This is a genomic window from Neotamlana nanhaiensis, from assembly GCF_000943555.1.
Classification (GTDB): Bacteria; Bacteroidota; Bacteroidia; order Flavobacteriales; family Flavobacteriaceae; genus Neotamlana; species Neotamlana nanhaiensis.
On sequence record NZ_JTDV01000008.1, the window covers coordinates 124293 to 150415 of the forward strand.

The 26123-nt window shown below is 35.6% G+C and carries 24 protein-coding genes and 1 riboswitch; of the genes, 20 read left to right on the plus strand and 4 right to left on the minus strand.

Going from position 1 to position 26123, the window contains the following annotated elements; genetic code table 11:
• The first annotated feature begins 5 nt into the window (after window positions 1-5).
• The 16 genes from PK35_RS09975 to PK35_RS10050 all read left to right on the plus strand — a co-directional run bounded on the left by PK35_RS09975 (window position 6) and on the right by PK35_RS10050 (window position 16937).
• Window positions 6-800 carry a PhzF family phenazine biosynthesis protein gene (locus PK35_RS09975; protein ID WP_044626571.1) on the plus strand — a complete coding sequence of 265 codons (795 nt, stop codon included), beginning with the start codon at window positions 6-8 and terminating at the stop codon, window positions 798-800.
• Window positions 801-820: 20 nt separating this feature from the next.
• Entirely contained in the window at window positions 821-1237 is a 417-nt protein-coding gene (locus tag PK35_RS09980) for an RrF2 family transcriptional regulator (protein ID WP_044626572.1), read from the plus strand.
• A 170-nt stretch (window positions 1238-1407) separates the two neighbouring features.
• Window positions 1408-2034: a phosphoadenosine phosphosulfate reductase domain-containing protein gene (locus PK35_RS09985; protein WP_044626573.1), complete on the plus strand. Its 627-nt coding sequence runs from the start codon at window positions 1408-1410 to the stop codon at window positions 2032-2034.
• Between the two features lie 12 nt (window positions 2035-2046).
• Window positions 2047-4140, plus strand: coding sequence for a HEPN domain-containing protein (locus tag PK35_RS09990; protein WP_044626574.1), 2094 nt, complete (start codon window positions 2047-2049; stop codon window positions 4138-4140).
• A 14-nt stretch (window positions 4141-4154) separates the two neighbouring features.
• Window positions 4155-4919 (plus strand): uroporphyrinogen-III C-methyltransferase, encoded by a 765-nt coding sequence (gene cobA / locus PK35_RS09995; protein WP_044626575.1) that lies wholly within the window; start codon window positions 4155-4157, stop codon window positions 4917-4919.
• A 2-nt stretch (window positions 4920-4921) separates the two neighbouring features.
• Window positions 4922-5500 carry a precorrin-2 dehydrogenase/sirohydrochlorin ferrochelatase family protein gene (locus tag PK35_RS10000; protein ID WP_044626576.1) on the plus strand — a complete coding sequence of 193 codons (579 nt, stop codon included), beginning with the start codon at window positions 4922-4924 and terminating at the stop codon, window positions 5498-5500.
• Between the two features lie 9 nt (window positions 5501-5509).
• Window positions 5510-6565, plus strand: coding sequence for an NAD(P)/FAD-dependent oxidoreductase (locus PK35_RS10005; RefSeq protein ID WP_044626577.1), 1056 nt, complete (start codon window positions 5510-5512; stop codon window positions 6563-6565).
• A gap of 105 nt (window positions 6566-6670) precedes the next feature.
• The gene (gene epsC / locus PK35_RS10010; protein WP_044626578.1) at window positions 6671-7408 is read left to right on the plus strand and encodes a serine O-acetyltransferase EpsC; all 738 of its coding nucleotides are present in this window, start codon (window positions 6671-6673) and stop codon (window positions 7406-7408) included.
• Window positions 7398-8285, plus strand: coding sequence for a cysteine synthase CysM (gene cysM, locus PK35_RS10015; protein ID WP_044626579.1), 888 nt, complete (start codon window positions 7398-7400; stop codon window positions 8283-8285). Before epsC ends, cysM begins: the two co-directional genes overlap by 11 nt.
• A gap of 3 nt (window positions 8286-8288) precedes the next feature.
• Window positions 8289-9194 carry a metallophosphoesterase gene (locus PK35_RS10020; RefSeq protein WP_044626580.1) on the plus strand — a complete coding sequence of 302 codons (906 nt, stop codon included), beginning with the start codon at window positions 8289-8291 and terminating at the stop codon, window positions 9192-9194.
• A 55-nt stretch (window positions 9195-9249) separates the two neighbouring features.
• Window positions 9250-9436: riboswitch (SAM riboswitch) on the plus strand.
• Window positions 9437-9571: 135 nt separating this feature from the next.
• Window positions 9572-10591: a homocysteine S-methyltransferase family protein gene (locus tag PK35_RS10025; RefSeq protein WP_044626581.1), complete on the plus strand. Its 1020-nt coding sequence runs from the start codon at window positions 9572-9574 to the stop codon at window positions 10589-10591.
• Between the two features lie 13 nt (window positions 10592-10604).
• Window positions 10605-13274 (plus strand): methionine synthase, encoded by a 2670-nt coding sequence (gene metH / locus PK35_RS10030; protein ID WP_044626582.1) that lies wholly within the window; start codon window positions 10605-10607, stop codon window positions 13272-13274.
• 74 nt (window positions 13275-13348) lie between these two features.
• Window positions 13349-13591 carry a hypothetical protein gene (locus PK35_RS10035; protein ID WP_044626583.1) on the plus strand — a complete coding sequence of 81 codons (243 nt, stop codon included), beginning with the start codon at window positions 13349-13351 and terminating at the stop codon, window positions 13589-13591.
• A 509-nt stretch (window positions 13592-14100) separates the two neighbouring features.
• Complete coding sequence (locus PK35_RS10040) at window positions 14101-15054, plus strand: methylenetetrahydrofolate reductase (protein ID WP_044626584.1); 954 nt, start codon at window positions 14101-14103, stop codon at window positions 15052-15054.
• Between the two features lie 30 nt (window positions 15055-15084).
• Window positions 15085-16185, plus strand: a complete 1101-nt coding sequence (locus tag PK35_RS10045; protein WP_044626585.1) for an acyloxyacyl hydrolase — start codon at window positions 15085-15087, stop codon at window positions 16183-16185.
• 5 nt (window positions 16186-16190) lie between these two features.
• Window positions 16191-16937 carry a head GIN domain-containing protein gene (locus PK35_RS10050; protein WP_044626586.1) on the plus strand — a complete coding sequence of 249 codons (747 nt, stop codon included), beginning with the start codon at window positions 16191-16193 and terminating at the stop codon, window positions 16935-16937.
• Here the strand turns inward: PK35_RS10050 and PK35_RS10055 are convergent.
• The 3 genes from PK35_RS10055 to gldA form a co-directional block, all read right to left on the minus strand.
• A complete protein-coding gene (locus tag PK35_RS10055) occupies window positions 16923-18110 on the minus strand; it encodes an acetate/propionate family kinase (RefSeq protein WP_044626587.1) in 1188 nt (395 codons plus the stop codon). The genes PK35_RS10050 and PK35_RS10055 overlap by 15 nt on opposite strands.
• Before the next feature lie 4 nt (window positions 18111-18114).
• The gene (pta, locus tag PK35_RS10060; RefSeq protein WP_044626588.1) at window positions 18115-20205 is read right to left on the minus strand and encodes a phosphate acetyltransferase; all 2091 of its coding nucleotides are present in this window, start codon (window positions 20203-20205) and stop codon (window positions 18115-18117) included.
• Between the two features lie 144 nt (window positions 20206-20349).
• Window positions 20350-21243: a gliding motility-associated ABC transporter ATP-binding subunit GldA gene (gldA, locus tag PK35_RS10065; RefSeq protein ID WP_044626589.1), complete on the minus strand. Its 894-nt coding sequence runs from the start codon at window positions 21241-21243 to the stop codon at window positions 20350-20352.
• Window positions 21244-21566: 323 nt separating this feature from the next.
• Between gldA and PK35_RS10070 the strand changes: the two genes are divergently transcribed.
• From PK35_RS10070 to PK35_RS10085, 4 genes are all read left to right on the plus strand, one after another.
• Window positions 21567-22394, plus strand: coding sequence for a prephenate dehydratase (locus PK35_RS10070; RefSeq protein ID WP_044626590.1), 828 nt, complete (start codon window positions 21567-21569; stop codon window positions 22392-22394).
• Window positions 22391-23536, plus strand: coding sequence for a pyridoxal phosphate-dependent aminotransferase (locus PK35_RS10075; RefSeq protein WP_044626591.1), 1146 nt, complete (start codon window positions 22391-22393; stop codon window positions 23534-23536). Before PK35_RS10070 ends, PK35_RS10075 begins: the two co-directional genes overlap by 4 nt.
• Window positions 23537-24388 carry a prephenate dehydrogenase gene (locus PK35_RS10080; RefSeq protein WP_044626592.1) on the plus strand — a complete coding sequence of 284 codons (852 nt, stop codon included), beginning with the start codon at window positions 23537-23539 and terminating at the stop codon, window positions 24386-24388.
• Between the two features lie 79 nt (window positions 24389-24467).
• On the plus strand, window positions 24468-25550 hold the full coding sequence (locus PK35_RS10085; RefSeq protein WP_044626593.1) for a bifunctional 3-deoxy-7-phosphoheptulonate synthase/chorismate mutase type II: 1083 nt from the start codon (window positions 24468-24470) through the stop codon (window positions 25548-25550).
• A gap of 41 nt (window positions 25551-25591) precedes the next feature.
• Here the strand turns inward: PK35_RS10085 and PK35_RS10090 are convergent, their stop codons facing one another.
• Complete coding sequence (locus tag PK35_RS10090) at window positions 25592-26044, minus strand: hypothetical protein (RefSeq protein WP_044626594.1); 453 nt, start codon at window positions 26042-26044, stop codon at window positions 25592-25594.
• Between the last annotated feature and the right edge of the window lie 79 nt (window positions 26045-26123).

The window sequence follows — 26123 nt, forward strand, 5'->3', positions numbered from 1 at the left end:
AAATCATGCGACTATTTACTATTGATGCGTTTACAAATACACCTTTTAAAGGGAATCCTGCGGCGGTTTGTGTTTTAGACGAACCATTAACCGAAGCCGAATACATCGATATTGCTCAGGAAATGAATCTTTCTGAAACAGCATACGTGTATCTCGAAAATGGAGAATATCAATTACGTTGGTTTACACCAGAAGCAGAAATTGATTTATGTGGTCACGCTACATTAGCAACAGCCAAAGTGCTTTTCGATATTTATAATGTAGCACAGGAAGAACTAGCTTTCAACACACGAAGCGGCATTTTAACCGTAAAGCAAGCTGGTAAATTTTTAGAAATGAATTTCCCGATAGGGTATTTAAATCAGGTTTCAAATGAAGATGCACTTTCAGAAGAAGCTCTGGGCGCAAAACCTGTTGAAATTTGGCAGGATAAATCGTGGTGTCTAATAAAGTTAGAGAATGATGAAGCGCTTAAAAATTTAACGCCAAATTTCAATTTGCTAAAAACACATCAGCAAACCATGTTTATTGTTACGGCAAAATCTTCCGATGTTAATTATGATTTCTTGTCGCGTTTTTTCGGTCCTTCCGTGGGTATAAACGAAGATCCGGTAACAGGTTCTGCGCATTGTTATTTAGCGAGTTATTGGTCAGAAGTACTTAATAAAAAAACATTAAAAGCTCATCAAGCCTCAAAACGAGGTGGCGATGTGTTTTGTGAAGTTGTTGAAAATAACCGTGTGTTATTGCGTGGTGAAAGCGTTATTATGAGCGAGATAAAATCAATGTGGACTAAGTAAATAATACTTATATTAGCACCATGCTTTCCAAGAAAACTAAATACGGACTAAAAGCGCTAACCTTTATTGCGCGCAGTACAGACGAAAATCCTGTACAGGTAAGTGCTATTGCAAAAAGCGAGCAAATACCTCAAAAGTTTTTAGAAAGCATTCTACTTACCTTAAAAAAATCAGGGATTTTAGGTTCTAAAAAAGGGAAACACGGCGGTTATTATTTAAGAGTTAGTCCAGAAGAAATATTAATGACCGAAGTGATGCGTGTTCTCGAAGGCCCCATAGCTATGGTGTCATGTGTGAGCCTAAATTTCTACGAAAAGTGCGACGATTGTGCCGATGAACATGCTTGTAGTGTTAATAAACTCATGATTCAAGTGCGTGATAGCACACTTAACGTATTTAGAAATACCACTTTAGCAGATCTTTCTGGTCAGAATTAACTAAACATATTGTAAAATAAGCAGTGTTTTACAATCATTTTTAACTATTTACGGGACAAATATTAAAATATTCTAAAAAATTAAAAATCTGCTTTTTAGTTTCAATATATGTCTTATATTTGTAATTCCTATTAAATCGATAGGATTAATGTAAAAAATAAAATTAACGTATGTTAGGACACGAATTAGATATCGAACTTTGGAATAAAAAATTACGTAATTTATCTCCAGACGAGATTATTAAATGGGCATTAAACCTTACCGATAATAGAATAGTAACAACAAGTTTTGGTATATATTCAGCTGTTTTGTTAAGTACTTTAACAAAGCACGACGAAACTATAAAAGTAATATGGTGCGATACGTTATACAACGAGCCAGATACTTACGATCATGCCAATAACTTAATTGAAAAATATAAACTAAACATCCAAAAATATCAACCTTTAAAAACAAAGGAAGAAATCGATTTAACTATTGGTTTACCTGGAGTAGAAGATGAAAACCATTCGTTGTTTTCAGAGGTTGTAAAGCTTGAGCCTTTTAAACGAGCGTTAAACGAGCATCAACCAGAAATGTGGTTTACAAATATTCGTGACAGAAAAACCGAGTTGCGTAGTAAAAAAGACATTTTAAGTTTAAGTAAAGAAGGGATTTTAAAAGTAAGTCCGTTTTATTACTGGGACGACGACGCTCTAGATCGATTAATCGAGGAAAAGAAACTTCCTAAAAACGTAAATTATTTCGATCCTGTAAAAGCTCTAGATAATAGAGAGTGTGGTATTCATTTACAATAAGACAAAAACGTTATGCAAAGTTTTAGAACAGAAATAGAAAATCCAGTTGTTGAAAAAGATATTATTGAATTAGCCAATAAAATCGAACTTTTCAAAAACGGAAAAATTGATGAAGAAAAATTTAGAAGTCTACGTTTAGCGCGTGGTGTTTACGGGCAACGTCAAGAAGGCGTGCAAATGATTCGTATTAAGGTGCCTTACGGTAAATTAAAAAGTAATCAATTGCGCAGAATATCTGATGTTTCCGATGAATATTCACGCGGACGTTTACACATTACAACACGTCAAGACATTCAAATTCACTATGTCGATTTAAATCGTACACCAGAGCTGTGGGCAGAATTAGAAAAGGACGATGTTACCCTGCGTGAAGCTTGTGGTAATGTGGTGCGTAACGTAACGGCTAGCGAAACCGCAGGTATCGATGTAAACGAACCGTTTGATGTGTCGCCTTATGCCGATGCTTTGTATAAATTCTTTTTACGTAACCCAATCTGTCAAGAAATGGGACGTAAATTTAAAGTGTCATTTTCGTCAACCGATGAAGATACAGGATTGTCTTATTTACACGATATAGGTTACATCGCTAAGGTGAAAGATGGCGTACGCGGATTTAAAGTGATGGTAGCTGGCGGATTAGGATCACAGCCTCGTCATGCCGATGTATTATACGATTTTATTGAAACCGATAAAATCATCCCAATCATGGAAGGTGTTTTAAGAATTTTCGACCGTCACGGTGAACGTAAAAGTCGTGCTAAAGCGAGAATGAAATTCTTAGTAAAAGATATAGGTTTAGAAGCGTTTAGAGAATTAATTGAGAACGAACAAAAAGCCATTGAGTTTAAAAGTGTTCCAATTGATGCTGATGCTTATGTTGCTTCAAAACCAGTACAAGTTGAAGCGCCTCAAGTTGAAATTAAAGAGGAAGAAGCCTTCAATTTATGGAAATCAACAAACTTAATTCCTCAAAAACAGGAGGGTTATGTGGCTATCGGCGTTAAAGTGCTTTTAGGTGATTTTTACACAGATAAAGCGCGTTTATTAGCAAATTTAGTCGATAAATATGCAGCTGGCGAAGTGCGTTTAACATTACGTCAAAACATTGTAATTCCTTTTGTAAAAGAAGAATTAGTGCCGTTTTTCTATCAAGAATTAGAGAAATTAGGTTTTGTTGAAGCAGGATATAACAAAGCAGTCGATATTACAGCTTGTCCAGGAACAGACACGTGTAACTTGGGTATTGCAAGTAGCACAGGTATTGCTGAAGAGTTAGAGCGTGTTATTAAAGCTGAATATCCGCAGTATTTAAAAAATGAAGATTTAGTTATAAAGATTAGCGGTTGTATGAATGCTTGCGGACAACACAATATGGCAAATATTGGTTTCCAAGGAATGACTGTTCGTACAAAAGATAAATTGGTTGCTCCAGCATTACAAGTGCTTTTAGGAGGTGGTAATTTAGGTGATGGTAATGCAACATTTGCCGATAAAGTGGTAAAAGTACCAAGTAGAAGAGGACCAGAAGCTTTACGTCGTATTTTAAATGATTATGAAGCTAATGCAAACGGAAAACAGTTTGTAGAATATTATAAAGAAACAGGTGATCGTTATTTTTACGATTTGTTAAACGATTTACAAGATGTTACCAATTTAACACAACAAGATTTTATCGATTGGGGTAACGAAGATGTATATGTAAAAGAAATTGGTATTGGTGAGTGTGCTGGTGTGGTAATCGATTTAATCGCGACGTTATTTTTCGAGAGCGAAGAAAAAATTGAAAACGCTAAAGAATCGTTCGAAAATGAAGTATATTCGGGAGCCATTTACTTAGCGTATCAATCGCTTGTTAATTCTGCGAAAGCATTGCTATTAGCAGAAAACAAAAAAACAAATACGCACGCAGGTATTATTTCTCAATTTGATGAGGTTTTTGTTGAAAGCGGAAAAATAGCATTAGGCACTTCGTTTTCAGAATTAATCTATCAAATCAATAAAAATGCGCCAACAAAAGCATTTGCGTTAGATTACATTTCAAGTTCAGAGAAATTTTTAGCTGCCGTACGTGCATTTAGAGAAGCAGAACAAGCTCAAGAAGCTTAAAAAAAGATAGAAAAATGAATGTGTTAACCCCTAAATTAACAATTGTAGGCGCTGGTCCAGGCGATGAAGATTTAATTACCTTAAAAGCAATTAAGGCTATTGAGTCGGCAAACGTCGTCTTGTACGACGCGCTTATAAACGAGCGTTTACTAAAATATGCAGCCCAAGATGCGGAGCTTATTTTTGTAGGTAAACGTAGGGGGTGTTATGCATATCAGCAAGAACAAATTAACGAACTCATTGTAGCTAAAGCCAAAGAAAAAGGTCATGTTGTAAGGCTTAAGGGAGGCGATCCTTTTATTTTTGGTCGAGGTGCCGAGGAAATCGATTATGTACGCCAATTTGGGTTAGAAACTTTTATGGTACCTGGCATTTCATCAAGTTTGGCAGTGCCAGCTTACCAAGGCATTCCGCTTACCAAACGGGGCGCTTCAGAGAGTTTTTGGGTAATTACGGGTACAACAAAAAAGCATCAAATTTCTGGCGATGTTGCTTTAGCTGCAAAATCTACAGCTACAGTTGTTATTTTAATGGGCATGGGGAAACTCGATAAAATTGTCGAGATATTTTCCGCAGAAAACAAACAAGATGCGCACATTGCCATCATACAAAATGGTACGAGACCAGATGAGAAAGTTGGTATTGGTAGAATCCATAATATTGAAACGATTGTAAACGAAAAGCAACTAGCAAATCCAGCAATTATCATTATTGGTGATGTTGTAAAAGAACGTGCTGTGTTAAGTTCAATCGCTTCAGAAGTTATAAATAACGGGTAGTCATGGAAAGAAATAATCTATATCCAGTGTTTTTAAAGGTGAAAAACCTCAAGGTACTTATTATAGGTGGCGGATTTGTAGCTGAAGAAAAGCTAACTTTTCTGTTAAAATCAAGTCCAGATGCCAAAGTAACTATGGTTTCGCCAATGTTTAGAGAAGGTACGCTTGCCTTAGCGGAGACAGGTGATGTTACATTAATTGAAGATGTTTATAAAAAAGAGTATTTACAAGGGCATCATATTGTAGTGGCAACTACCAATGTGCCAGAAGTCAATGTCACGGTTTGGGAAGATTGTCGTGCCGAAGCAAAGTTAGTTAACGTAGCCGATAACCCGCCATATTGCGATTTTTATATGGGTGGCATTGTTACTAAAGGAAATGTAAAAGTAGCGATTTCAACTAATGGAAAGTCGCCAACAACAGCAAAACGTTTACGTCAGTTTTTTGAGGAAGTTATTCCTGAAAATATTGACGATTTGGTTAAAAATTTAAACGAATACAGAAAAACTATAAAAGGCGATTTCGAACAAAAAGTAGAAACGCTAAATGAATTTACTAAAGGATTAATAGAGAAAAACTAATATTTCAAAATGATTAAAACAGATATCATAATAATAGGAGCGGGACCAACAGGTTTATTTACAGTGTTCGAAGCTGGATTATTAAAATTAAAATGTCATTTAATTGATGCGTTGCCACAACCTGGTGGACAATGTTCAGAATTATACCCTAAAAAACCGATATACGATATTCCTGGTTTTCCAGAGATTTTGGCGGGCGATTTAACAAAAAACTTACTAGAACAAGGTAAGCAATTTGAGCCTGGTTTTACCTTAGGTGAGCGTGCCGATACGATTGAAAAACAAGAAGATGGTTCGTTTATTGTAACTACAAATAAAGGTACACAACACCAAGCGCCAGTGGTAGCTATTGCTAGTGGTTTAGGTAGTTTTGAGCCACGTAAACCACAATTAGATAACCTTGCAGATTACGAAGATAACGGTGTGGAATACATGATTAAAGAACCAGAAATGTACCGCGATAAAGATGTGGTAATTGCTGGTGGAGGCGATTCTGCGTTAGACTGGAGTATCTTTTTAGCCGATGTTGCAAAAAGCGTAACATTAGTACACCGTCGTAATGAGTTTAGAGGACATTTAGATTCTGTAGAGAAAGTACGTGAGCTTAAAAACTTAGGTAAAATCAATTTAATTACACCTGCCGAGGTTACAAATATTATAGGTGACGGTAAAGTAGAAGCGATTGAAATTACTAAAAAAGATGAAGCTCCTTACGAGTTAAAAACCGATCATTTTATTCCTTTATTTGGTTTATCACCAAAGTTAGGACCAATTGCAAATTGGGGATTAGAAATCGAGAAAAACGCGATTAAAGTTAATAATGCTTTAGATTACCAAACTAACATACCGGGTATCTTCGCTATTGGTGATGGTAACTCGTATCCAGGTAAATTAAAGCTGATTCTTTGTGGATTCCACGAGGCAACTATTATGTGTCAAGCGGCTTATAAAATCATCAATCCAGGTAAGAAATTTGTGTTAAAATATACTACAGTTTCTGGTGTAGATGGTTTCGACGGAACGCGTAAAGAAGCGCCTAAAGCTGTGGTGCAGGCCATAGGTTAGCATTTATAAAAATATATTTAGATTTAAATCCTGCAAGTTTCATTTTACTTGTAGGATTTAATATTTTTGAACGTCTCATACCTGAGGAAATTAAAAAAACTTTAAATGAAAAGCTATAACGTTTGTTTAAAAGACACCGTAAAAAAGTTTACTAAAAAACTCTTTTATTCGTTATTCGATTGCGATCAAGAAGTTGCTAATAGTGAATATTTAGAGCGTACTTTTATAAAAATACTTACCAAATTAGATATAGATAATGCTGAAGCTATTTGGGAAACGTTTAAAAGTGAGTTGCCAAACATTAGAAAACAATTAGATGATGATGCAATTGCATTCGAGAATAGTGATCCTGCATCGCAAAGTCTTGAAGAAATTTATCTAGCATATCCAGGTTTTCATGCCATTTCTATTTACAGATTAAGTCATGCTTTGCATAAATTGGGTGTTACCATTTTGCCAAGAATGATGAGTGAGTATGTGCATGGTGTAACGGGTATCGAAATTCATCCAGCAGCCACCATTGGTGAATCTTTTTTTATCGATCATGGTACCGGAATTGTAATTGGTGAAACATCAATAATTGGGAATAACGTAAAAATCTATCAAGGTGTTACTTTGGGAGGTATTCAAGTTTCAAAAGATTTGGCCTCTAAAAAGCGTCATCCAACCATTCAAGATAACGTATGTATTTACGCTAACGCAACTATTTTAGGAGGCGAAATTGTTATCGGTGAAAATAGTATTATTGGTGCCAACGTTTGGATTACACATTCTGTTCCTAAAAATTCCTTGGTAACCTATCAAACCGAAATTAAAATAAGACCAAAGAAAAATGGCATATAAAACAATATTAGAGCAAATAGGAAACACGCCGTTGGTGGATGCTTCGCATTTAGTAAACAAAGACGGTGTGCGTTTGCTTTTAAAGTTAGAAGGCAATAATCCTGGAGGAAGCGTTAAAGATCGTGCAGCATATAACATGATTTCTGAAGCGTTAAAACGTGGAGATATCAAAAAAGGCGATACTTTGGTGGAATCTACAAGTGGAAACACAGGTATTGCTCTGGCTTTTATTGCGCAACTTTTAGGGTTAAATATGATTTTAATTATGCCTGAAAACTCTACAGTTGAGCGTGTAAAAACCATGCGCGCGTACGGTGCAGAGGTTATTTTAACACCTGTAGATGTTGGTATCGAAGGGTCTCGCGATTTAGCTTTTAAACTCAGAGATGAAAAAGGGTATACATTACTAAATCAATTTGCCAATAACGATAACTGGAAAGCGCATTATAAAACTACAGGGCCAGAAATCTGGAAAGATACTAGTGGTAGCGTAACACATTTTGTGTCTGCCATGGGAACCACAGGAACCATTATGGGTGTATCTAGGTTTTTAAAAGAGCAAAACCAAAATGTAACCATTGTTGGCGCACAACCTGCCGATGGTGCTAAAATTCCTGGTATTCGTAAATGGCCAGAAGCTTACTTGCCTAAGTTTTTTGAACGCGAACGTGTGGATGAAGTTGTTGAGGTTTCAGAAGAAGATGCCAAAGCAACCACACAACGTTTAGCTAAAGAAGCAGGTGTTTTTGCAGGAATGAGCAGTGGTGGTTCGGTATTTTCGGCGTTGCAAATAGCAAAAACTATTGACGAAGGTGTTATTGTAGCCATAATTTGCGATCGTGGCGATAGGTATTTGTCGTCAACCTTATTCGAATAAATCATGAAGCAATTTTTAGTGTGTATTTGTTTGCTTGTTGCTTTTGTGGCGTGTAAAAAGGAAGCTAAAGTTCCGGAAGCATCAAATTTTAAAATTGGTATTGTAGCCGATTGTCAATATTGTTTTTACGAGCCTAATGCCGATTTTGGTCGGTATTACAAGCAATCCACTAAAAAGTTGGCAAAGGCTGTAGCCGAATTAAATACACACGATTTAGAATATACGGTACATTTAGGTGATTTTATCGATCGCGATTTTGCCAGTTTCGATTCGGTGTTGCCTATTTGGAAAACACTAAAATCGGATCAACATCACGTTTTAGGAAATCATGATTTTAGTGTGGCCGATTCTTTGAAAGCCATCGTTTCGCGCAAAATGGAAATGCCCAATCGTTATTACAGTGTGCAATACAATAATTGGCGCTTTATCATTTTAGATGGAAACGATTTAAGTTTCTTCGGCGCATTAACCGATGCCAAAAAAGCTGAAACGGATTCGATGTATAAGCAGCTAAAATCCGAAGGTTATAAAAATATTAAGAAATGGAATGGCGGCTTAAGTGCAGAACAATTGCAATGGGTAAAATCGGAGTTGGATCAATCCGCAGAAAATAACGAAAATGTTGGCTTTTATTGTCATTTCCCAGTAGCCGAAAAAGATACGATGCACAGTTTATGGAACTACAATCAGTTCTTTAAAACCATAGATAAATTCAACAATGTGAAGTTTTATTTTAACGGCCATAATCACGCCGGAGGTTACTTTAAGCGTAAGGGTGTGCATTATGTAACGTACAAAGGTATGGTCGATTTTGCCAATAGTACCGCATATTCGGTAGCAACCGTTTATAAAGATTCTGTTTTAATCCAAGGTTTTGGTAGAGAAAACAGCAGAAATTTAAAGTTTTAGCGTAAAAAAGTTACTTATTTGTATTATTTTTGCGCACTAGTTCATGAAAATTATAGTGTTATCAAGAAAGGTAGAGGGACTAGACCCAATGAAACCTTGGCAACCCTTGCCCTGAAGCATTTTGGGGTCTTACAATCTTAACATAGAAAGATTTAAAAGATTTTGAAACAAGTTCAAGGTAACGAAGGTGCTACATTCTACTGCGTTTTCCAGTTTTTTGGAAAGTATCAGACAGATAACGAAGAGTCTTCACTTACTTTTCTCGATAACTTACAAAACATAACAATTAAAATGTTGTCAAACTGAATGTGTTTCAGTTGATAGCAACAAATTCATTTAAGAAATAAAACTATTTCTGAATGAAAAATATATAGAAGATGCAAGATATAAGAGAAGCTTTAAAAGAACGTATTTTGGTGTTAGATGGCGCTATGGGAACCATGCTTCAGCGTTATAAATTTACCGAAGAAGATTTTCGTGGCGAACGGTTTAAGGACTTTCCTATTCCGTTGCAAGGAAACAACGATTTGTTGTCTATTACCCAACCTAAAGCAATTAAAGAAGTTCATGCTAAATATTTTGAAGCAGGAGCCGATATTGTAGAAACCAATACCTTTTCGGGGACTACAATTGCTATGGCCGATTATCAAATGGAAGATTTGGTTTATGAGCTTAATTATGAGTCGGCTAAAATAGCCAAAGAGGTAGCTGATGAATTCACAAAAAAAGAGCCAAACAAACCGCGATTTGTGGCAGGATCTATCGGTCCAACAAACCGTACAGCAAGTATGTCGCCCGATGTAAACGATCCGGGTTACAGGGCTGTAACTTTCGATGAATTACGAATAGCTTACAAACAACAAGTTGAAGCTTTAATGGATGGTGGTGCCGATATTTTATTAGTTGAAACCGTTTTTGATACGCTTAATGCAAAAGCTGCATTGTTTGCTATTGAAGAAGTAAAAGACGAAAGAAATTTAGATATTCCAATCATGTTAAGCGGTACCATAACCGATGCTTCAGGAAGAACTTTATCGGGGCAAACCGCCGAGGCATTTTTAATTTCGGTGTCGCATATTCCGTTATTATCTGTTGGATTTAATTGTGCTTTAGGAGCAAACTTATTGCAACCGCATTTAGAGGCTATTGCCAACAAAACCGATTTTGCAATTTCGGCACATCCAAATGCTGGTTTACCAAATGCTTTTGGCGAGTACGACGAAACACCGGAAGAAATGGGCGAACAAATTGAAGCCTATTTAAAAAAGAATTTAATAAATATTATAGGTGGTTGTTGTGGTACAACGCCAGAACATATTAAAGTAATCGCAGATATTGCGGCTAAATACCAACCACGAGAAGCTGTTACTCTTAACGTAGTCAAAGAGTCTCACTAAAGCGAAAAGATAAATGAAAGTGAAGCAATCAAAATACATGCGTTTGTCTGGTTTAGAGCCTTTGGTTTTAAACGAGAATAGCAATTTTATAAACGTAGGAGAACGTACAAATGTAGCAGGTTCTAGAAAGTTTTTACGATTAATTAAAGAAGAACAATTCGATGAAGCTTTAGATATTGCGCGTCATCAAGTAGATGGTGGCGCCCAAATAATCGATATTAATATGGACGACGGACTAATAGACGGCAAAGAGTCTATGGTACGTTTTCTAAACCTTATTGCTGCCGAACCAGATATTTGTCGTGTACCCATTATGATTGATAGTTCCAAGTGGGACATTATCGAAGCAGGACTTCAAGTGGTGCAGGGTAAATGTGTGGTGAATTCTATTTCGTTAAAAGAAGGCGAAGAAAAATTCATTTGGGAAGCAAAGCAAATAAAACGTTATGGTGCTGCAGTAATTGTTATGGCTTTTGATGAAGTTGGGCAAGCCGATAATTACGAGCGCCGTATTGAAATAGCCAAACGTTCGTACGATGTTTTGGTTAATAAAGTAGGATTTCCATCAGAAGATATCATTTTCGATTTAAATATTTTTCCCGTAGCAACCGGTATGGAAGAGCATCGCAAAAACGCTATCGATTTTATTGAAGCAACCCGTTGGGTACGCCAAAATCTTGAAAATGTAAGTGTAAGTGGCGGTGTGAGTAATGTGTCGTTTTCGTTTAGAGGAAATAATATTGTACGCGAAGCCATGCATTCGGTGTTTTTATATTATGCCATTCAAGCAGGTATGAACATGGGTATTGTAAACCCAACCATGTTAGAGGTTTATGACGATATTCCAAAAGATTTATTAGAGCACGTTGAAGATGTTATTTTAGACAGAAGAGACGATGCAACCGAACGTTTACTAGAATTTGCCGAAACCGTAAAAGGCACAAAAGTTGAAAAAACAGCCGATTTATCTTGGCGCGAAAACCCGTTGCAAGACCGCATTACACATGCCCTCGTAAAAGGATTAGATACCTTTATAATTGAAGATGTTGAAGAAGCGCGACAATCGGTTGAGCGACCATTACACGTTATTGAAGGTCATTTAATGACCGGGATGAATGTGGTTGGCGATTTGTTTGGCGAAGGTAAAATGTTCTTGCCGCAGGTGGTAAAATCGGCACGTGTAATGAAAAAAGCCGTGGCCTATTTAAATCCGTTTATTGAAGCCGAAAAAGGTGAAGGACAAGAAGCGGTTGGAAAGATATTAATGGCCACCGTAAAAGGCGATGTGCACGATATTGGTAAAAATATTGTAAGTGTAGTATTGGCGTGTAACAACTACGAAATTGTAGATTTAGGTGTTATGGTACCGCCAGAAAAAATTATAGAAACCGCCATAAAAGAAAAGGTTGATGCTATCGGTCTTTCAGGTTTAATTACGCCGTCGTTGGACGAAATGGTGTATTTAGCTAAAGAAATGCAGCGCGAAAATTTTGAAATCCCGTTGTTAATAGGTGGCGCAACAACCTCGAAAGCGCATACAGCTGTAAAAATTGATACCGAATATAAAAATGCGGTTGTTCACGTTAACGATGCATCACGAGCGGTAACCGTTGTTGGTGATTTGCTTAACAAGAAAACATCAAACGAATATGTTTCTAAACTTAAGCAAGATTATGATGAGTTTAGAACCAAGTTTTTAAAGCGAGGAAAAGAAAAGTCGTATATCGATTTAGAAACAGCAAGAGCACGAAAATATACTATCGATTGGGAAACTTCTGAAATTGTAAAGCCTAAAGAAATGGGCGTGCAAATGCTTAAGCAATTAAGTTTAAAAGAATTATTACCGTATATCGATTGGAGTCCATTTTTTAGAAGTTGGGATTTACATGGTAAATTTCCAGATATTTTAACCGATGGGGTTGTTGGCGAACAAGCCACAGTGCTTTATAATGAAGCGCAAGAGATGATTGAAGAGGTTATAGCAAAACAATTACTAAAACCGCGAGCGGTATTTGGGTTGTTTGAAGCTAATAGCGTGAATGATGATGATATTTCGGTTAAGAAAAAAGGTGAAGAAATAGCGGTTTTTAGAACGCTGCGTCAGCAATTACAAAAGCGTGAAGGTATACCAAACCATGCCTTATCCGATTTTATTGCGCCAGAAAGCTCAGGTAAAACCGATTATATAGGCGCTTTTTGTGTTGCTATTTTTGGCGCTCAAGAATTAGCCGAAAGTTATAAAGCAAAAGATGATGATTACAGCGCTATTATGGCGCAAGCGATTGCCGATAGATTCGCTGAAGCTTTCGCCGAATATTTACACAAGCAAGTGCGTACAAAGCATTGGGGTTATGCCGCGAATGAAGATTTAACCAATGATGAATTGATTAAAGAAAGTTACAAAGGTATTCGTCCGGCACCAGGTTATCCAGCGTGTCCAGATCATTTAGAAAAGGAAACCATTTGGGAACTGCTTGATGTTGAAAAAATAATAGGCGTAACGTTAACCGAAAGTCTAGCCATGTGGCCAGCTGCAGCCGTTTCGGGATATTATTTTGCAAACCCTGAAGCAAAGTATTTTGGGCTTGGTAAAATTACCGACGATCAAGTTCGGGATTATGCAGAGCGAAAAGGTATTGCGCTTGATAAAGCAAGAAAGTGGTTGCACCCAAATATTGCTTAAAAAACGTCATTGCGAGGAGGTACGACGACGCAATCTTTTAACGTCAATGTAGGGAAGTAATAAAAATATAACCAATGAGTGAAAAATTTATAGAATTAACCTTAGGTAGTCATATGATATCTCATGGTTATGATGCAAACAATAATGAAGTTACTGAGGAGGTTGAGGTAGATTCATTTTCAAAGAAAATTGTTGCGATTTCTAGAATAAAATCGGTTAGTGAAAAATACATTTTAACCGATTATTTAGACGGACGTTGGATTTATTGGGAATATCAAGAAGATTATAAAACGCTAAAAAAAATACTTTTAAAATAGATTAACAATTTGTTGCGGTTTGCGTAACAAAACAAACAAATAGAAATTACAATTTTGCAGTAAAAAAGTAAAGACAATGAATAAGCTAAAATTAACCTCGGAGATTAAATTCTTTATTCAGCTTTTAATGCTTACTGTTGCTGCATTAACGGTTTCTTATTTTGTGTAACAACTCCTTGGGGTTGTAATCCTGAACTCGTTTCAGGATCTTTTTAAAGTTTATACAAAAGTTTGTTATCAAACGGTTGGGGAAAAGCTTTAAATCAAGGTTTGCCAATGACCTAAATTTTTGAAATTGTACCTTTGGCAAGCCCGCGTTAGGGATAGCAGCGAAAAGCCCGCAGCGATAGCGAGGACTTGTAGCGTATAGCCCGACCTGAAGTGCTCCTGCAAGGTTTTTGAAACCTTGAAGGTATAAGCGAAAGGTAACGCCCAAAATATTAATTAAAGTAAAGATTCCTGAGTGTTTAGGAATGATTAAAATAGATACTGAAATAAATTCAGCATAAATGAAGGTAACAGAACATATTAAAAATGCGAACGGAAAAACGTTGTTTTCGTTCGAGATTGTAACACCGGTAAAGGGTAAAAATATTCAGGATTTGTATAATAATATCGATCCGTTAATGGAGTTTAATCCGCCATTTATTGATGTAACCACCTCGCGTGAAGAATATGTTTATGTTGAAAAAAACGGACTTTTAGACCGCAAAACGGTAAGGAAACGCCCAGGAACTCTTGGTATTTCGGTGTCTTTAAAGCATAAATACAATATTGACCCTGTGCCGCATATTTTGTGTGGAGGTTTTACCAAAGAGGAAACCGAATATATGTTGGTGGATTGCCATTATCTGGAAATTGATAATGTGGTGGCGCTTCGTGGTGATGCCATGAAACACCAAAAGTATTTTGAGCCAACTAAAGGTGGACATACCTATGCTTGCGAATTGGTGCAGCAAATTACCGATTTAAATTCAGGGAAATTTTTACACGAAGAAAACTTAACCGAGTTTAAAACCGATTTTTGTATTGGTGTTGCGGGTTACCCTGAAAAGCACATGGAAGCGCCATCGTTACAAACCGATTTAAAACGCCTAAAAGCTAAAGTTGAAGCGGGTGCCGATTATGTGGTTACGCAAATGTTTTTTGACAATCAGAAATACTTCGATTTTGTAAAAATGGCAAAAGATGCAGGTATTGATATTCCAATCATTCCTGGTATTAAGCCACTTGCCGTTAACAGACATTTACAGTTGTTACCGCATGTTTTTAGTATAGATTTACCCGAAGATTTAATTAACGCGGTTGATGCTTGTAAGGATAACAAGGCGGTAAGACAGGTAGGAATCGAGTGGGCGATTCAACAATCTAAAGAATTAAAAGAAGCTGGTGTGCCTGTTTTACATTATTACTCGATGGGTAAAAGCGATAACGTGCAAGCGATTGCCGAGGCTTTATTTTAAATAATTACTTTTGGGGTACACAACCAATTAATGAAGTTTTTATTATCCGCTCTGTTTTGTTTTAGTTTTATTTCTGTTTTTGCACAGAATAAAACAGCTAGTTCGTATGTTGATGTTAATTATTTTAAAGGTAATATAGCATTACATAATAACGATATTCTGCATTTAATACAAGGGCATCCAGAAGGGTATATGCTTAGTTGGAATAAGAAAACTTATGGTTTTAACGATTGGGAACAACGTTATAACTATCCAGATTATGGAGTGAGTTATGCTTACCAAAATATGAAAAACTCTGAGGTTTTGGGTACTTTGGCTTCGTTGTATGCGCATTATAATTTCTATTTTTTTAACAGAAACCTCATGTTACGAGTTGGCCAAGGTTTGGCTTACGCCGATAAAACTTATAACAAAGAAACTAATTATAGAAATGTAGCTTACGGAAGCCATATATTGAGTAGCACCTTTGCGATGCTTAATTTTAAAAAGGAGCGTATTTTTGATAGGTTTGGTTTTATGGCAGGCGTGAGTTTAATTCACTATTCCAACGCCAATGTAAAAGCGCCAAATGCGAGTACAAATACTATTGCTTTTAATGCGGGTATCACTTATAGTTTAAATGAAGTTGAGCCAGAATACCAGCATACTTTAAGTGACGATGATAGAAAATTTACAGAACCAATTAAGTACAATGTCGCTTTTAGGTTTGGTATTAATGAAAGCGATGTGGTAGGTATGGGGCAGTTTCCGTTTTATATTTTTTCTGGATATGCCGATAAACGCATAAACCAAAAAAGTGCTATCCAGTTGGGAACCGATGTGTTTTTCTCAAAGTTTTTAAAAGAATTAATTTATTACCAAGGCGTATCGGTGCCAGAAGAAGAGGTTTCGGGTGATGAAGATTATAAACGGGTTGGCGTATTTGCGGGGCATGAATTGTTTATAAATAAACTGTCGTTGCTAACGCAGTTAGGGTATTATGTGTATTATCCGTTTGATTTTGAAGGACGAATGTATATGCGTATTGGTTTAAAACGCTATTTTGGTAATACATTTTTTGGAGCGATAACTTTAAAATCGCACGGCGCTAAAGCTGAAGCGGTTGAATTTGGTGTTGGAGTTAGGTTGTAGAATTAATGAAAAAACTAGTTTACATAATTTTAGTAAGTATTGTTTTTGCTTGTAACAGTGAAAATGCTAACGACTGTTTTCAAAAAACGGGCGATATTTTAGAGCAGGAAGTTGCGGTTGAAGCTTTTACTAAAATTTGGGTAAACAGAGATATTGAATTAATTATTGGACAAGGTGAAACCCAAAAGGTTGTTGTTGAAACTGGAGAGAATCTTATTAATGATGTTATAGCAGAAGTAATTGATGGCGAACTTTTTTTAACGGACAATAATGCTTGTAATTATGTTCGCGATTATGGTGTTACAAAAGTGTATGTTACAGCACCAAATATTACTGAAATACGAAGTTCTACACAATATGCTATTCGATCTAACGGGGTGTTAACTTATCCTAATTTGAGTCTGTTTTCAGAAGATTTTAACGAGCCCGATACGTATTTAAGTGGCGAATTTTATCTGGAGGTAGATTGTAATAGTTTAAGAATTCTTTTTAATGGCTTGTCAAATGGTTTTATTTCGGGAAAAACAAATAGTTTAAATATTACTTTTGCTTCAGGTACTTCGCGTTTTGAAGGACGTAATTTAATAGCGGAAAACGTTTATGTCTGGAACCGAAGTTCTAACGATATGATTGTAAATCCGCAGCAATCCTTAAAAGGAAAAATATCAGGAACAGGTAATGTTATTGTTGTAAATACACCACCTGTTGTTGAGGTAGAACAAGAATATAAAGGCCGATTAATTTACGAATAAACGTACCGATTGTTTCGCAATTTCTAATTCTTCGTTTGTAGGTACTACTAATATTTTTACTTTGGAAGCATCGGAATTAATGGCTCTAAGGTTTTTCGATCTTAAATTGTTTTTAGCTTCATCTAAGGTAATATCAAGAAAATCTAAATCGTCGCAAACCAATTTTCTAATTAAAGATGAATTTTCACCAATACCAGCCGTAAATACAATAGCATCTAAACCATTTAATATGGTAGCATAGCTTCCTATGTACTTTTTAATACGATAAGCATTCATTTGTAATGCTAGTTTACATTCTGCATTTCCCTCCGAAGCCTTTAGTTCAATATCTCTTAAATCGCTATAACCTGTTAAACCAAGCATGCCGCTTTCTTTATTTAAAAGGGCGTTAATTTGTTTCATGCTGTAGCCTAAGCTGTCTTTTAAATGAAAGATGACCGAAGGATCAATAGTGCCAGAACGTGTTCCCATAATTAATCCTTCTAAAGGGGAGAATCCCATAGAATGATCGACGCTTTTTCCGTTTTTTACAGCAGTCATACTACAACCATTTCCTAAGTGAATGGTTATTATTTTAGATTCTTTTTTATTTAAAAACGAATTAGCTTGCTCCGAAACATATTTATGACTGGTACCGTGAAACCCATACATACGAATGTTATGCTTGGTTAAAAATTCGTTTGGTATGGCATATTTGTAAGCTTTCTCGGGAATGGATTGTAAAAAGGCGGTATCGAAAACAGCGACCTGTTTAGCGCTAGGAAAAATAGTTTCGGCAACCATAATACCTTCTAAATTCGCTGGGTTATGAAGCGGTGCAAGCGATGATAACGATTTAATTTTTTCTTTTACATCAGCAGTAATTTGAACCGTATCATTAAAATACATACCGCCATGTACCACGCGATGTCCAACAATTTTTATGTCTTCTGCCGATTTTAGAACACCTTCTTTTTTATTTAAAAGATGCTTTGAAACTAATTTTAAGGCGGCTTTATGTGTTAAAACTTTGGTTTCGGTTTCCACGTTTAAGAGCTCCGAATTAAATTTAAATCGGGCATCGGTAAAACCAATACGTTCTACAACACCAGAACAAACAATAGTTTCTTCGGGCATAGTGAATAATTGAAATTTTAAAGAAGAACTTCCAGAGTTTAGTACGAGTACTTGCATGAGTTTAGTGGTCTTGCGCTTGAATAGCGGTTATTATTACGGTGCTGTAAATATCATCAACGGTACAGCCGCGGCTTAAATCGTTTACAGGTTTGTTTAGGCCTTGTAGCATCGGGCCAATAGCGAGAGCGCCTGTTTCTCGTTGAACCGCTTTGTATGTGTTATTACCTGTATTTAAATCTGGGAAAATTAAAACACTAGCTTGTCCTGCTACTTCAGAGTCGGGCAACTTGCTTTTTCCAATGCGCATATCTACCGCGGCATCATATTGAATTGGGCCTTCAATTTTTAAATGTGGTGCTAATGTTTTTGCTATTTCGGTTGCTTTTCTAACTTTATCAACTTCTTCACCTTTACCAGAAGCACCCGAAGAGTAAGAAAGCATAGCCACTTTAGGTTCTACACCAAATTTTTTAGCCGATTCTGCCGAGGCTATAGCTATTTCGGCCAACTGTTCGGCGTTTGGGTTCGGATTTATAGCACAATCGCCAAAAATAGACACGCGATCTTCTAAGCACATAAAAAATACCGAAGACACAATATTTGCGCCAGGTTTGGTTTTTATAAACTGAAGCGCAGGGCGTAACGTGTGTTGAGTGGTGTGAATAGCACCCGAAACCATACCGTCGGCATGCCCTTTATGAATCATCATGGTTGCGAAATACGACACGTCGGACATGGCATCTTTAGCCATATCGAGGTTTACATTTTTGTGTTTACGTAATTCGTAAAAGGTGTTTACATAATCATCGAAATATGGCGATGTGGTTGGAGAGACGATGTTTATTTTTTCAATGTCCAAAGGAATATCGTAGCGAATTAATCGCTCTTTTATTTTATCTTCTTCGCCAATTAAAGTAATATCAACCACTTGGGTTTCTACCAATTTAGTAGTTGCTCTAAGCACGCGCTCGTCGTAACCTTCGGGTAAAACAATATGTTTTTTGTTTTTAAGAGCCGTTTGTAATAAGTTATACTGAAACATTCTTGGTGTAAATATTTCAGAATTGAAAGTGACTAAACTATCGGCTAATTTCTTGGTATTTACGTGTTTTTCGAAAGTGGCAATCGCGATGTTAATTTTATCGGTGTTTTCGGCATAAATTCTCGATTTTACTTTTCCAATAGCGTTGGTAGCATTAAAAGTACCTTTATTTACACTTAAAATAGGCACCACGCTCGATAATCCTTCTATGAGTTTTAATATTGAATCTTCAGGAATTAAGCCACCAGTTAAAACAATACCCGAAATGGCTGGATAGTTTTTAGAAATGTGTGCTTGTAATGAGCCTAGAATAATATCGGCACGATCGCCGGATGTAATTACCAGTGAACCTTCCTTTAATTTTGTAATATAGTTTCGTAATTGCATAGCGCCAACACCAGAGTTTTGTACTTGGTTGTTTAACATGTCTTTGCCAAAAAGTACTTTAGCGTCGAGTGCTTTTGCAATTTCTTTTAAGGTTGGGTTTTGTAAACTTGGTATTTTAGGAATAACCGAAATACTGGTTTCAGAATTTATGCGTTCCTTTAATTTGCTTTTTAAGGTTTCTAAATCTTCGGCGTTTACTTTGTTAGCCATAATGGAAAGCACATCAACCTCTTCGGTGAACGTGTCGTGAGCAAGTTGTACGCTGTCTAATAAATCCTTTTCCTTTTTACTGCTACCATTTATAACTATAATAACAGGCAAACCAAGATTTTTAGAAATTAACATGTTAATATCTAGCTCTAAACTGGAGTTTTCATGCGAAAAATCGGTGCCTTCAACTAAAACTAAATCAAAATGTTCTTCAAGGCGTTTGTACTTTTTTATAATTTCATCAATTACAAAACCCGATTTGCCTTGGTTGTAAAGGTCTAATACTTCGCTGCGTTTAAAAGCGAAGGTTTTTTTGTAGTTTAAATCGATTTCGAAATGCGATATAACCGTGTTAATGTGGTTGTCCATTTCACCTTCTTCAACATCTTCAATAATAGGGCGAAAATACCCAACTTTAGCCGTTTTACCCAGAAGCATGCGCATGAGTCCTAAAACCACAACCGATTTACCGCTGTTAGGCTCCATGGTTGCTACATAAATACCTTTACTCATTTTGTTTTGTTTTGAGTTTGCAAATATAATTATTTAGAATGAATATAAATAAATGATATTGCAATTCTGTTATTAATATTACAAAATTATAACCATAAATTGGTGAGAAAGCTGATATTTATCATTTAAAATAAACTACAACTTTTAAGCCGTTAAATCTCTAAATAAACTTTCTAAATTGGCATTTTTTTGATTTAACTGAAGAATTTTAAGCTGGTTGTCATGAGCAAAGTCAAACACATGCGAACGCATATCGTCGCTAGTTTTAAAAGTTATTTCGTAAACAAAGCCATGCGTGTTGGTTACCTTGGTTGCTTTAGGGAGTTGTTTTAAAAAGGCGTCTTCAACGCGGTAATCGAATTCTACTATTACGACTTGTTCTTTTTCGTCGCGTAACTCTTTAAGTTTTTTATCAGCAACAATTTCACCTTTATTTATAATAATAACACGTTCGCAAATGGCCTCAACCTCTTGCATTATATGAGTCGATAAAAAAACAGTTTTAGTTTGACCAATAGTTTTTATAAGTTGTCTAATATCTGCCAATTGGTTGGGATCTAAACCTGTTGTAGGTTCATCTAAAATTAAAACATCTGGATCGTGTAATAGCGCATTAGCTAACCCAACACGTTGGCGGTAACCTTTCGATAATTGTCCTATTTTTTTATGGGCTTCAGGTGTAAGTCCTGTAAGTTCAATAACGTCTTGTATACGTTGTTTATCAACTTTGTAAATATTGGCGTTAAATGCTAAATATTCTTTTACATACATATCTAAATACAACGGGTTGTGCTCAGGCAAATAGCCTACACTTTGTTGTACCTGTTGCTTGTTTTGATTAACATCGTGATTATTAACTTTAGCGTTGCCAGTGTTTGCTGTTATGTAGGTGGTTAAAATCTTCATCATAGTAGATTTACCCGCACCGTTTGGTCCTAAAAAACCAACAATCTCTGGTTTGTTTACTTTAAATGATATATTGTTTAAGGCCTTTTGGCTTCCGTAAAGTTTAGTTATCCCGTTAACTTCAATAGACATATTTAAAAATATTTATTCAAAAATAAATTATTATACAACGTAATATAAGTTTTGCTGTAAAATCTTAAAAAATTTTAATAAAAGCATAAAAAATCGATGTAAGTGCTTTGAGTTTTTAAATAAATAATTACTTTAGCACCACAATTAAAACGATGACAATACATTATACATATTTTATCAATTTCTTTTATTTCTTTTTTAGCGGAAGAAACGAGGCGTTGTATGTATAATTTAAAAAATAAATTTAAATATGAGTCTCGATGAAAATCGGGACTTTTTTTTGTTCAAGAGTTACTTGAAAATTAAAAAACAACCTAATAAAATTGATTAATACAGTAGCCATACAAGGTGTAAAAGGATCGTTTCATCATATTGTTTCAGAGCAATTTTTTGAAAATCCAGTGTCGCTTATCGAGTGTTTAACGTTCGATAGAGTGGTTGATGCTTTAATAACAAAAGAGTGCGATGCGGCTATAATGGCTTTAGAGAACTCTATTGCGGGTTCTATAATACCAAATTATGCGTTAATCGATAATTATGGGTTGCATGTAGTAGGAGAGCATTATTTAGATATTCAGCATAATTTAATGGCGTTAAAAGGGCAAAACATAGAGGATATTAAAGAGGTTTACTCTCACCCAATGGCCTTATTACAGTGTAAAGCGTTTTTTAGAAAACACCCACACATTAAATTGGTTGAAGATAAAGATACCGCCGAAGTTGCCCAACGTATTCACGAACAGCAATTAAAAGGTGTAGGTGCTATTGCAAGTGTTTTGGCCGCCGATATTTTTGAACTCGATATTTTATCGCATAGCATCCAAACTATAAAAAATAACGAAACACGTTTTGCAATTGTAAAGCGAACTAATTCCGAAGTGCCACAAGAGGAAATAAATAAAGCATCATTAAAATTTACAGCAAACCACAAACGCGGTAGTTTAGCTACAATTTTAAATGTTATGAGCGATTGTAAATTAAATTTAACCAAAATACAATCGTTACCTATTGCCGAAACACCTTGGAAATATGCCTTTTTTGTTGATGTGACTTTTGAACAATATTCAGATTTCGATAAGGCAAAATCTATAATAAACATTATGGCCGAAGACTTTAAAGTTCTTGGTGAATATAAAAATGCAAAGCTATGATAGAAGTAGCAAATCGTTTACATACCGTTGAAGAATACTACTTCTCTAAAAAATTACGAGAAGTAAATTTAATGATTGCCAATGGTAAGCCAGTAATTAACTTAGGTATTGGTAGTCCAGATTTACAACCACCACAAAAGGTTGTTGATGCGATTATTGATAGTTTAAAAAGTCCGGTTGCCCATAAATACCAAAGTTATCAAGGGTTGCCAGAGCTAAGACAAGCTATGGCTAAGTTTTATAAAGCAAACTTTAAAGTAAGTCTTAGTGCGAATACCGAAATTTTACCGCTTATAGGTAGTAAAGAAGGTATTATGCATATTTCTATGGCATTTTTAAATGAAGGTGACGAGGTGTTAATTCCTAATCCGGGGTATCCTACATACCAATCGGTTACAAAATTAGTAGGCGCCAAAGGTGTTTTATATAATTTAGATGCTGCCAATAATTGGATGCCAGATTTTAATGCCATAGAGCAACAAGATTTAAGTAAAGTAAAACTTATGTGGGTAAATTATCCGCATATGCCAACAGGGGCAAAACCTTCAAAATACGTATTCGAAGAATTAGTGGCTTTTGGTAAAAAACACAATATTTTAATTGTAAATGATAACCCGTATGCTTTCATTTTAAACCAAGAACCAACAAGTATTTTAAGTGTAGATGGCGCAAAAGAAGTTTGTTTAGAGTTAAATTCGCTCAGCAAAACGTTTAATATGGCTGGTTGGCGTGTTGGCATGGTGGTTGGCGATGGCGAACTTATTAGTCATGTGTTAAAAGTAAAAAGTAACATGGATTCTGGTATGTTTTACGGTATTCAAAAAGGCGCAATCGAAGCATTAAACTGCTCAAGTATGTGGTTTGCTACGTTAAATAGTGTGTACCAAGAACGCCGCGAATTGGTTTGGCAATTAGCCGAAGCATTAAATTGTACCTTTAGTCGCGATGCTTCAGGAATGTTTGTTTGGGCGAAATTACCAGCATACATGAAATCGGAAGAATATATTGATATGATTTTAAAAGAACATCATATTTTTATTACGCCAGGAACCATTTTTGGTAGCCAAGGCGAGGGATATATACGTTTTTCGCTTTGTGCAACTACCGAAGATTTACATGAAGCCATAACACGAGTTTTATAAATGAAAAATATTTACGTAATAGGCATAGGTTTAATTGGAGGAAGTCTTGTAAAAGATATTAAGCAACAAGATCCGTCGGTTACAATTTATGGTATCGATAAAAAAGAAGCTGCACTCGATGAGGCTTTATCACTTAATTTAATTGATAAAAAAGCAGTTTTAGACGATTTAGAAAATGCCGATTTTGTAATTCTATCTATTCCTGTTGATGCTACTGAAAAACTGCTTCCTGTGGTTTTAAACAAAGTTAACGATAATGCTTTAGTTGTCGATGTAGGATCAACTAAACTAGATATTTGTAAAGCGGTTGAAAACCACGAAAAGCGTCGTAATTACTTATCAATGCATCCTATTGCAGGTACCGAATTTTCAGGTCCAAGTGCAGCTATAAATGGTTTGTTTGTTGGTAAAACAAATATTATTTGCGAGGTAGAAAAAACAGCATTCAAATTACAAGAAAAGGCTTTGGAGTTGTTTAGAAATATAGGGATGCGTATGTGTTACATGAACCCAGAAGCACACGATAAGCATATTGCATATGTATCACATTTATCGCATATAAGTTCGTTTATGTTGGGTAAAACAGTTATTGAAAAAGAAAAAAACGAACGCGATATTTTTGATATGGCGGGTAGTGGTTTTGCATCAACTGTACGTTTAGCAAAAAGTTCGCCTGCAATGTGGACACCTATTTTTAAACAAAATAAAGCCAACGTTATTGAAACATTAGAAGAATACATAGCCAACTTAACACAGTTTAAGGAACTTATGAAGCAAGACGATTTTGATGCTATTTTCAACGAAATGGAAAATACAAATTATATAAAAGAAATATTAAAAGGAATAAATTAAATAAAACGCAACTAGAAAAATAATTACCAAGACTAATTAATGAAATATTGGAATTTTATTTTTTGAAATTTTAAACACTATGGAAAACACAAAAGAAATGAGAACATGGTTAGATGATTTAAAACTAGATCATCCGTTAGTAATTGCTGGACCTTGTAGTGCAGAAACCGAAGAGCAAGTATTAAAAATAGCTCACGAGCTAAAAGATACTGATGTTAGCTATTTTAGAGCCGGTATTTGGAAACCAAGAACACGTCCTGGAAACTTTGAAGGTGTTGGTGCTTTAGGTTTAAAATGGTTGCAAAAAGTAAAGGCAGAAACTGGTATGAAAGTTTGTACCGAAGTTGCCAATGCAGCACACGTAAAATTAGCTTTAGAGCATGATATCGATTTACTTTGGATTGGGGCACGTTCTACCGTTTCGCCATTCATCATGCAAGAAATTGCAGATGCTTTAAATGGTACCGATAAGCCTGTGCTTATTAAAAACCCTGTAAACCCAGATTTATCGTTATGGTTAGGAGGTATTGAGCGTATTTACAAATCGGGAGTGAAAAATATTGGAGCGATTCACCGTGGATTTTCAACTTACCAAAAAACAAAATACCGTAACATTCCAGAATGGCAATTGGCAATCGAATTTCAAAATAAATTCCCAGATATTCCATTAATTAACGATCCGTCGCATATTACTGGTAAGCGCGATATGATTTTTGATGTATCGCAAACGGCGTTAGATTTAAATTTTGATGGATTAATGATTGAAACACACTACGATCCAGACAATGCGTGGAGTGATGCGGCACAACAAGTAACGCCTTCAACATTGGTTCAAATTATGAAAGATTTAAAAATCCGTAAAGAAAGCGATGAAGAAGCAGAATACAATAATGCATTAAACAATTTAAGAACTCAAATTGATGTTATCGATAACCAAATTATCGAGCAAATTGGTAAGCGTATGGCTGCTGCCGATGCTATTGGAGCCTTAAAAAAGAAGAAAAACGTAGCCGTATTACAATCGAAACGTTGGAATGAAATTTTAGGTAAAATGGTTCTTGAAGGTGAGCAACATGGTTTAAGTGAAGAATTTATCTTAAAAATGTTTAAAGCGATTCACCAAGAATCAATTAATCATCAAGAAAAGATAATTAACGGATAATTTATAAAAATAAAAGCCTCGTAATACGAGGCTTTTATTTTTTATTTTTTGGGTCTTTTAAAGATGTATCTGGTAATAAAAATACCTTGACCATCATCTTTTCCACTATCACTTTCAACAGCACTAGTAACAAAGGCTAGTTCCCAGCCTTCTTCCGTCATAGTATTTATTTTAGAACTAATAATGGCATCGTTAGATACAATGTTCTGAAAACGAATACCAGCAATGTTGTAAAAATTTAAAAGTTTTGTTTCTTCAAAATCTTTTACCCTAATGTCGCCTCGCTTCGATTTATTTCTGGTGTTATCTTCTTCGGTTTGTTCCGAGGTGAAATCTTCATAATCTCTTTCTGCATTTGCTGAAATTAACCTAGAGCGTCCCATGCCACTAGGAACAATAGATTCAACACTTGTTATAACTTTGTATTCTACTTGGGCATTGAATTCAAGAAAAGCAAACAAAGAAAAGCTTAAAGCAATTAAAATTTTTTTCATGTTTATTGATTGATTTGTTAATAGTGAGCTAATATAAATCTTTTATTAAGTTTAAAAGTTGTTATTTTGTAACATAAAT